Below are 8,684 nucleotides of genomic sequence, written 5' to 3' on the forward strand. Positions count from 1 at the left end.
GTCAGCGACCCCCGCCGAAGAGCGGGTGCGGGCTCTGCTTGATCACCGGGGCGGCGGTTTCCTGGCCGAACCAGCCGGACTCGCGGATCTGCTTGAGCGCGAGCTTGCGGGTCTCGGCGTCCAGCCGGTCCACGAACAGCACCCCGTCCAGGTGGTCGGTCTCGTGCTGGATGCAGCGGGCCAGCAGGTTGGAGCCCTCGACCTCGACGGGCTCGCCGTGCATGTTCCAGCCCTTGGCGACCACGTGCAGGTGGCGGCGGCAGTCCCAGCGCAGGCCGGGGATGGACAGGCAGCCCTCGGGGCCGTCCTGCTCGTCCTCGCCGACCACGTCGAAGGTCGGGTTGATCAGGTGTCCGGCGAAGCCGTCGCAGTGGTAGGTGAACACGCGTAGCCCGACCCCGATCTGCGGCGCGGCGAGCCCGGCCCCGCCCTGGCCCTCCATGGTGTCCCAGAGGTCCTTGACCAGGTGGCGCAGCTCGGCATCGAAGTCGACGACCTCGGTGGCGGGGGTCCGCAGCACCGGGTCCCCGAATAGCCTGATCGGCTGGACTGTCACACGGCTCCCTTCAGGGCGGTTCGGACTGGTCGAGTCTAGAGGTTGAAAATAATCCGCAACGTTGGACGCCGAGCGGTCACTTACCCATGTGACGGCGTTCGTGAGACAGAACTGGGGTGCGATGGTCTTGGCCCAACCTGCCGGCCAGCCTGAGCCGGTTCCGCGAGCTGACGGACGCGATGACGATCGGGTCCTGTGGCAGCGGGCGGCGGCGGATGACCGCAACGCCTTCGGTGAGCTGTTCGAGCGGCACGCCGAGGCGGTGTGGAACCACGCCTACCGGCTGACCGGGTCCTGGTCCGCGGCCGAGGACCTGACCTCCAGCACCTTTCTGACCGCCTGGCGCAAGCGGGCTGAGCTCACCCTGGTCCGCGAGTCCGCGCTGCCCTGGCTGTACACGGTGGCCGGCAACCTGGCCCGCACCGAGTTCCGCCGGGCCGGTCGGTTCCGGCGGGCGCTGTCCCGGATGCCGCACCTGCACGTGGTGCGCGACCACGCCGAGGACGTGGTCGACCAAGTCGACGGCGACCGGCGACTACGCAAGGTCCTGGCGGCGGTGGGTGAGCTGCCCAGGGCCGAACGTGAGGCCGTGCAGCTGTGCCTGCTCGGCGAGCTGTCCATCGCCGAGGCCGCCGAGGCCCTCGGGGTGGCCGAGGTGAGTGTGCGTTCCCGGATATCCCGTGCCCGCAGCCGGCTGCGTGGCCTGCTGGAGGAGGAGCTGTGATGGACGACAAGTTCGAGCTGCCTCCGCGGCGGGAGCTGCCGGAGGACATCAAGGACCGGATGCGCGCCACGGTGCGGATGCGGATGGACGACCCGCAGTTCGAGCCGGAGGGCAGGGGCCGCCGGTTCGTGGCCGCGGCGGCGGCGATCCTGGTGGTCGCGGTGGGTGCGGCCGTGGTGGTGCAGTCGGTGCAGGACGACCACTCCGCCAACGACCCGAAGGAGACCACCACCTCGCCGAACCCGACCGAGGGGTACCAGAGCTGGAACCAGGGCATGGCGGACCGGAGCCTGGTGGACCGCTGCTGGCGGGCGGCGATAGCCAGCCCGCAGGCCGACCGCTACCCCAGCCGCCGCGAGGAGTGGATGGGCGGGCGGCAGATGAACTGGGGCCAGGTGCAGCAGGTCGGGCTGCGGCTCGGCCAGCGCGTCGCGGCCTGCGAGCTCAGCGAGACCACGGTGTGGCTGTCCGAGCCGCAGACACCGCTGGCCCCGGATGACCCCACGCCGATCCGGCTGATGATGCTCACTCCCAACGGCGGTTCGGCGGTGAACGTGCGCGACGGGGTCGGTAAGACCATCGTCGGCGTTGACCAGTCCGCGCGTGGCGGCGAGGTGGCCGCCCTGGAGCCCTACGACGTGTTCTACGGGGTGCGGGTCGGCGAGCCGCGGCAGCTGCCCAGGGGCGCGAAGGTGCACGTGGGCACGCAGAAGGCCGGGGAGCAGTACAGGTTCGACGACGTGCAGTACCCGGACCCGCAGGGACCGCTGGTCACCGTGCTGGACCGGCCGCTGCCGCCCGCCGAGCGCACCTCGGTGGCCGGGAGGAAGCTGGCCGAGTGCATCACGAACGAGCGGACCAGGCACTTCACCCCGCTGGTCGGCGCGGAGCTGCTGGTTCCCGGCGCCTACACCGAGTACCAGAGCCCAACGGGCAAGAAGCAGTGGGCGGTGGTGGCCCGGTACAAGAACCAGATGGCGACCTGTGCCTGGAACCAGCGCTCCGGGGACTACCGGCTGGGCCTCAACCGAGCCTTCGACGATGTGCGGCCACCGCTCAACGAGTTCGTCGGCTACTCCGGTCAGCTCACCGTCGAGTCGGACAAGCCGCTCGCCCAGGACGGGACGGATGCCGTGCACGCCGGTTTCACCGGGGAGGTCTCGGAGCGGGTGGCGGAGCTGAGCCTGGCCCTGCCCAACGGCACCCCGCTGCGGGTCACGCTCAAGAACGGCACCTTCACCGCCCAGGTGACCGGCGCGCCGCTGACCTCGGCGCAGCTGGACATCCCCAGGGTCACCTACGTGGCCAAGGACGCGACGGGCAAGGTGCTGGGCTCGGGGCAGCTGTACCCGGAGTAGCGACTCAGAGCAGTTCGAGTGGATCGAGCCGGACCCGGACCAGGTCCGGCTCTTTTCGCGCGGTGCGGGCGGCGACCGCGTCGTGCAGGGCGGCCGAGAGCGCCCTGCCGTCGGTGCGCGGGGCGCGGATGAGCGCGCGTTCGCGTTCCTCCTCCTGGCCGCGGGTCTCCAGCGGCACCGGGCCGAGGATCTGCGCGCTGGGCGGCAGGGCCAGGCCGTCGAGGAAGTCGTTGACCGCGGCCGGGGTGCCGTCCACGGTGGCGATGCGCACCGCGGGCGGGAAGCTGAGCTCGGTGCGCGCGTCCAGCTCGGTCTCGGCGTGCCAGACCGGGTCCCAGCGGACCAGTGCCTGCACCACGGGCAGGCTGGAGTCGGCGATGACCACCACCCGGCCGCCGTCGGCGGAGCCGCGGACCAGCGCGGCGGCGGTGAGCCAGCGGCGCAGCGCCTCCTCGGTGGCGCGCAGGTCGGCCCTGGCCAGCATGGCCCAGCCGTCCAGCAGCAGCGCGGCCCCGTAGCCGCCTTCGACGTAGGGTTCCGCGCCGGGGGTGGCCACCACCAGCGCGGGCTTGGCCGGAACCTCGGCGAGCACCTCCTCCGCCCCGGAGGTGCGCACCGGGACCCCGGGGAAGGCCCGGCCGAGCTCTTCGGCGGTGCGTTTCGCGCCGACCACCACGAACCGCAGCCGCCGCGAGCCGCAGGCCGGGCAGGAGAACCCGGCCTCGGTCGCCCCGCACCACCGGCAGGCGGCCGGCCGCGGCACATCCCCGCCCCCCGCGGGCAGCGCCAACGGCCCTGAACAGCGACGACAGCGAGCAGGGGCCCGGCAGCCGCCGCAGGCCAGCGCGGGCACGTAGCCGCGCCGGGGCACCTGCACCAGCACCGGCGCACCGGCGGCCAGCGCGCCGCGGGCGGCCTCGAAGGCCACCGAGGGCAGCCGCGCGGCCCTGGCGGCGGCGTCCCGGGCCTCTTGGCGGTCGTCCTCGCCGATGGAGGTGACCCTGGGCGCGGCGGCGCGCAGCTGCTCGCGGGCGGCGACGATCTCGTGCGCCCACCCGGTGCGCACCAGCAGCGCGGCCTCCGCGGTCCTGGCGAACCCGGCGACCAGCAGCGCCGCCCCGGTGGCATGGGCGCGCAGCATCAGCACATCGCGGGTGTGCGGGTAGGGCGAGCGCTGGTCGGCGTGCAGGTCGTCGCCGTCGTCCCAGACCACCAGCAACCCGGGGTCGGCCACCGGCGCGAACGCCGCCGCCCTGGTGCCCACCACGACCTTGACCGCCCCGCGCCGCACCGCCAGCCACCGCTTGTACCGCTCGGCCGGCCCGAGCTCGGCGGCCAGCGCCACCACCCCGGCCTCCCCCAGCACCCGCACACAGGCCGCGTGCACCCGAGCGAGGTCCCGGTGGTCGGGCACCACCAGCACCGCCCCCCGCCCAGCCGCGGCCACCTGCGCCGCCGCCTCGGCCAGCCGCGCGGGCCAGTCCTCCCCCGGCAGCGCCTGCCACACCGCGTGCGCGGGCCGGTTCCCCCGCAATGCCTCCAGGAACGCCCCACCCCGGGGATAGCGTGCCCACCCGGCCGGGTCAGGCGGCTCGGGCAGCGGCGCGGGCTCGCGCGGCGGGGCGGCCTCGGCCTTGGCGTGCCGGGGCGGGATGGCCAGCCGCAGCACGTCGATCAGGGTGCCGGCGTACCGGTCGGCCACCGCGCGGGCCAGCGAGAGGATCTCCGGGGAGAGCACGGGTTCGGCGGAGAGCACCCGGTCCAGGTAGGCGAGCTTGCCCTGGTGCCCGGACTCGGCGACCCGCTCCAGCAGGTACCCGTCCACCAACTGCCCGGCGAAGCGCACCCGCACCCGGCACCCGGGCACCGCGTCCTCGGCGTACTTGTCCGGCACCAGGTAGTCGAAGGGCCGGTCCAGGTGCGCCAGCGGGACGTCCACGCAGATCCGCGCCACCGGTTCGATGGCGGCGGGCTGCTGTTCCCCACGTCGGTACGCGCCTGGTTTGGCCACCTACCTGGTCTATCACGCCACCGAAAGTTCTCGGTGACAGGCCAGCCCACCCGGGTGTTGGCACCCGGACACGGCAACGGCCGAGCGCACCCGGGTGGGCAGGCTCGGCCGTTGTCAGGTCAAGCTCAGACCAGCAGGCCCTTGAGGGCGTCGGCGCGGTCGGTGTTCTCCCACGGCAGGTCGATGTCGGTCCGGCCGAAGTGGCCGTACGCGGCGGTCGGCGCGTAGATCGGGCGCAGCAGGTCCAGGTCGCGGATGATCGCGGCCGGGCGGAGGTCGAAGACCTCGGTGATGGCCTGCTGGATCTTCTCCGGGTCCACGGTCTCGGTGCCGAAGGTCTCCACGAACAGGCCCACCGGGGCGGCCTTGCCGATGGCGTAGGCGACCTGGACCTCGGCGCGGGTGGCCAGGCCGGCCGCGACGACGTTCTTGGCGACCCAGCGCATGGCGTAGGCGGCGCTGCGGTCGACCTTCGACGGGTCCTTGCCGGAGAAGGCGCCGCCGCCGTGGCGGGCCATGCCGCCGTAGGTGTCGACGATGATCTTGCGGCCGGTCAGGCCGGCGTCGCCCATGGGGCCGCCGATGACGAAGCGGCCGGTGGGGTTGACCAGGAGGCGGACGTCGCTGGTGTCGAGGTCCAGGCCGGCCAGCTCGGGCAGCACGACCTGCTCGCGGATGTCGACGGCGAGCATCTGCTCCAGGTCGATGTCGGCGGCGTGCTGGGAGGAGACGACCACGGTGTCCAGGCGGACCGGGCGGTCACCGGCGTACTCGATGGTGACCTGGGTCTTGCCGTCGGGGCGCAGGTAGGGCAGCACGCCGTCCTTGCGGACCTTGGTCAGGCGGCGGGACAGGCGGTGCGCCAGCGCGATCGGCAGCGGCATCAGCTCCGGGGTGTCGGTGCTGGCGTAGCCGAACATCAGGCCCTGGTCGCCCGCGCCCTGCTTGTCGATCTCGTCCTCGGCGCCCTCGACCCTGGACTCGTGCGCGGTGTCCACACCCTGCGCGATGTCGGGGGACTGCGAGCCGATGGCGACGTTCACGCCGCAGGAGTGGCCGTCGAAGCCCTTGGCCGAGGAGTCGTAGCCGATCTCCAGGATCTTCTCCCGCACGATGGTCGGGATGTCGGCGTAGGCCTCGGTGGTCACCTCGCCCGCGACGTGCACCTGGCCAGTGGTGATCAGCGTCTCCACCGCGACCCGGCTGCGCGGGTCCTTGGACAGCAGCCCGTCGAGGATCGAGTCGCTGATGGCGTCGCAGATCTTGTCCGGGTGCCCCTCGGTCACGGACTCACTGGTGAACAGACGGCTGTTCTGGCTCACGGTTCTCCCCTGGAGACAAGTTAGGTATGGCTAAGTAGCTTAGTGGGGGTGCCTAGAGCATGGCTCACAGGCGGGCAGAGCCGGAAAGCCGCGCGATCGCGTCCCACACTGTGGACGCGAACCGGGCTTTCGAGCCCTGTGGGATGGGCGCCTCTGCGCCGTCTGCCGTGAGCAGCCATCCCTGGTTGTGCTCGACCTCGAAGGCCTTGCCGTCGCCCACCGCGTTGACGACCAGCAGGTCGCAACCCTTGCGGGCGAGCTTCGCTCGTGCGTGGTCCAGCACATCGCCGCCTGGATCTCCAGTCTCCGCGGCGAACCCGACGACCAGTTGCCCCGGGCGTCGTCCCTTGACCAGCTCCACCAGGATGTCAGGGTTTCGCCGGAGTTCAAGCGGGTGTGGCTCGGAACCTTCGGTTTTCTTAATTTTGTGATCCACGAACTCTGCCGGTCGGAAGTCGGCGACGGCGGCGGCCATGACCACCACGTCTGCCTGTTCGGCGGCCTCGAGCATGGCCGCGCGCAGCTGCTCGGCGGTGCTCGCGGAGACCATGGTCACGCCGGCGGGGTCGCTGAGCGCGCCGCCGGTGACGGTGGAGACCAGGGTCACCTGTGCGCCGCGCTGGGCGGCGACCCTGGCCAGCGCGTAGCCCTGTTTGCCGGAGGACCGGTTGGTCAGGTACCGCACCGGGTCGAGGGGCTCGCGGGTGCCGCCGGCGGAGATGGCCACCCGCACGCCGGTGAGGTCGCGGGGCAGCGCGTCGGGGCGCTCCAGCAGCAGGGTGGCCAGCGCGACGATCTCACTCGGCTCGGGCAGGCGGCCTTTGCCGGTGTCCTTGCCGGTCAGCCGCCCGGCGGCGGGTTCGGCGACGATCACGCCCCGGGAGCGCAGGGTGGCCACGTTGGCCTGGGTGGCCGGGTGCTCCCACATCTCGGTGTGCATGGCCGGGACCATCAGCACCGGGCAGCGCGCGGTGAGCAGCGTGCCGGTGAGCAGGTCGTCGGCCATGCCCGCGGCGGCCTTGGCCATCAGGTCGGCGGTGGCGGGGGCGATGACGACCAGGTCGGCGCTCTGCCCGATGCGCACGTGCGGGACCTCAGGCACGTCGCTGAACACGCCGGTGGCCACCGGCTGGCCGGAGAGCGCTTCAAAAGTGGCGGCGCCGACGAAGCGGAGAGCCGCCTCGGTCGGCACCACGCGCACCGCGTGGCCGGACTCGGTCAGCCTGCGCAGGACCTCGCAGGCCTTGTAGGCGGCGATCCCGCCGCCCACGCCGAGCACGACCCGCGGCCGGTGCTCTGCTGGGGTGGAACTCACTCGCCTTCGGTGTGTTCGAGCACACCGGCGTGGATCTCGCGCATGGCGATGGACAGCGGCTTCTCCCGCGCGCCCGGCTCCACCAGCGGTCCGACGTACTCCAGCAGGCCCTCGCCGAGCTGCGCGTAGTAGTCGTTGATCTGACGGGCCCGCTTCGCGGCGTAGATCACCAGCGCGTACTTCGAGGTGACCTTCTCGAGCAGGTCGTCGATCGGCGGGTTGGTGATGCCCAGCGGGGTGCTGGCCGGGTCGGCCAGCACACCCAGCTCAGTGGGGATGCTCACTCGCATGCTCCTGCGGTCGTGTTGCGCACCGGATGAGTATCAGTGCCGGTCAACAAGGTTACCAAGTCCTCGGCGGCGCGTTGCACGTCGTGGTTGACGATCACCACGTCGAACTCGGCCTTGGCCGCCAGTTCCTCCCGGGCGGTGTCCAGGCGGCGGCGCACGACCTGCTCCGGTTCGGTGCCGCGACCGACCAGGCGGCCGACCAGCACCTCCCAGCTCGGCGGCGCCAGGAAGACCTGGACGGCCTCGGGGGCGGCCTGCCGGATGGCCCGCGCGCCCTGGAGGTCGACCTCGACCAGGATGGGAAGTCCCTGGTCGAGACGCTGCTCGATCGGTCCTTTCGGGGTGCCCGAACGGTGGGTGCCCCGGTGGATCTCCGCCCACTCCAGCAGCTCCCCCGCCTCGATCATGCGATCGAACTCGGCGGGGCTGACGAAGTGGTAGTCCCGCCCGTCCACCTCACCGGGGCGCGGGGCCCTGGTGGTGGCGGACACGCTGAACCACAGGTCGGGCATGATCTTGCGCAGCCGCCCGACCACGCTGCTCTTACCGACGCCCGAGGGGCCGGCCAGTACTACCAGCCGGCCCCTCGTGGTTGAGTCAGTCACTCGCCGCTGAACTCGGTCAGCAGCGCCTTGCGCTGCCGCTCACCGAGTCCGCGAAGACGACGGCTCGCCGCGATCTCCAACCGCTCCATGATCTGAGCGGCGCGAACCTTGCCAACGCCGGGAAGGGCCTCAAGAAGGGCCGAGACCTTCATCTTGCCCAGGACCTCATCGGTCTCCGCGGCCGCGAGCACGTCCTTGAGAGTGGTGCCGCCGCGCTTGAGGCGCTCTTTGAGCTCCGCGCGGGCACGACGAGCCGCAGCCGCCTTCTCCAACGCTGCGGCCCGCTGCTCCTCGGTCAGCTGGGGAAGGGCCACGTTATTCCTCCGTATGTGGGGTGTCCTCTGGAAAGGTGCCGCGACCGTACCGAGGGCTTCCGACTCGGCACAACGCGGGTCCGGATTCTCTGGCGCAAGCTAGCGCTGGAGTAGTCCCGTCCTCCGCCGGAAATCAGCCTGAGGGCTGAATCCCGTGCGCCGGGTCGTCGTTCTCGCGACGGACTTGGT

9 protein-coding genes are annotated in these 8,684 nt (G+C 72.1%); 2 read left to right on the plus strand and 7 right to left on the minus strand.

Translation table 11 applies throughout. The annotated features are described in order from the left end of the window. Nucleotide 1: 1 nt before the first annotated feature. Complete coding sequence (def, locus tag ACWDY5_RS07680) at nt 2-556, minus strand: peptide deformylase (RefSeq protein ID WP_449721473.1); 555 nt, start codon at nt 554-556, stop codon at nt 2-4. A gap of 127 nt (nt 557-683) precedes the next feature. Between def and ACWDY5_RS07685 the strand changes: the two genes are divergently transcribed. Next, nucleotides 684-1,280 (plus strand): RNA polymerase sigma factor, encoded by a 597-nt coding sequence (locus ACWDY5_RS07685; RefSeq protein WP_449721474.1) that lies wholly within the window; start codon nt 684-686, stop codon nt 1,278-1,280. Further along, on the plus strand, nt 1,280-2,638 hold the full coding sequence (locus tag ACWDY5_RS07690) for a hypothetical protein (RefSeq protein ID WP_449721475.1): 1,359 nt from the start codon (nt 1,280-1,282) through the stop codon (nt 2,636-2,638). Before ACWDY5_RS07685 ends, ACWDY5_RS07690 begins: the two co-directional genes overlap by 1 nt. A 4-nt stretch (nt 2,639-2,642) precedes the next feature. On the opposite strand, the gene ACWDY5_RS07695 is transcribed toward ACWDY5_RS07690, so the two are convergent. The 6 genes from ACWDY5_RS07695 to mihF all read right to left on the minus strand — a co-directional run bounded on the left by ACWDY5_RS07695 (nt 2,643) and on the right by mihF (nt 8,495). After that, nucleotides 2,643-4,649, minus strand: a complete 2,007-nt coding sequence (locus ACWDY5_RS07695) for a primosomal protein N' (RefSeq protein ID WP_449721476.1) — start codon at nt 4,647-4,649, stop codon at nt 2,643-2,645. A 125-nt stretch (nt 4,650-4,774) separates the two neighbouring features. Beyond that, complete coding sequence (metK, locus tag ACWDY5_RS07700; protein ID WP_449721477.1) at nt 4,775-5,971, minus strand: methionine adenosyltransferase; 1,197 nt, start codon at nt 5,969-5,971, stop codon at nt 4,775-4,777. Nucleotides 5,972-6,035: 64 nt separating this feature from the next. Further along, nucleotides 6,036-7,286: a bifunctional phosphopantothenoylcysteine decarboxylase/phosphopantothenate--cysteine ligase CoaBC gene (gene coaBC, locus ACWDY5_RS07705; protein ID WP_283660091.1), complete on the minus strand. Its 1,251-nt coding sequence runs from the start codon at nt 7,284-7,286 to the stop codon at nt 6,036-6,038. Then, the gene (gene rpoZ, locus ACWDY5_RS07710) at nt 7,283-7,570 is read right to left on the minus strand and encodes a DNA-directed RNA polymerase subunit omega (protein ID WP_449721478.1); all 288 of its coding nucleotides are present in this window, start codon (nt 7,568-7,570) and stop codon (nt 7,283-7,285) included. The genes coaBC and rpoZ overlap by 4 nt, the downstream gene beginning before the upstream one ends. After that, nucleotides 7,567-8,181: a guanylate kinase gene (gmk, locus tag ACWDY5_RS07715; RefSeq protein ID WP_449721479.1), complete on the minus strand. Its 615-nt coding sequence runs from the start codon at nt 8,179-8,181 to the stop codon at nt 7,567-7,569. The genes rpoZ and gmk overlap by 4 nt, the downstream gene beginning before the upstream one ends. Continuing rightward, nucleotides 8,178-8,495 carry an integration host factor, actinobacterial type gene (gene mihF, locus ACWDY5_RS07720; RefSeq protein ID WP_252482708.1) on the minus strand — a complete coding sequence of 106 codons (318 nt, stop codon included), beginning with the start codon at nt 8,493-8,495 and terminating at the stop codon, nt 8,178-8,180. Before mihF ends, gmk begins: the two co-directional genes overlap by 4 nt. Nucleotides 8,496-8,684 lie beyond the last annotated feature (189 nt).

The sequence above is a fragment of the Crossiella sp. NPDC003009 genome (assembly GCF_053591555.1).

Coding starts and splice junctions, on each gene's coding strand:
- ACWDY5_RS07690 (WP_449721475.1), top strand. CDS start 1,280: ATGGACGACAAGTTCGAGCTGCCTCCGCGGCGGGAGCTGCCGGAGGAC.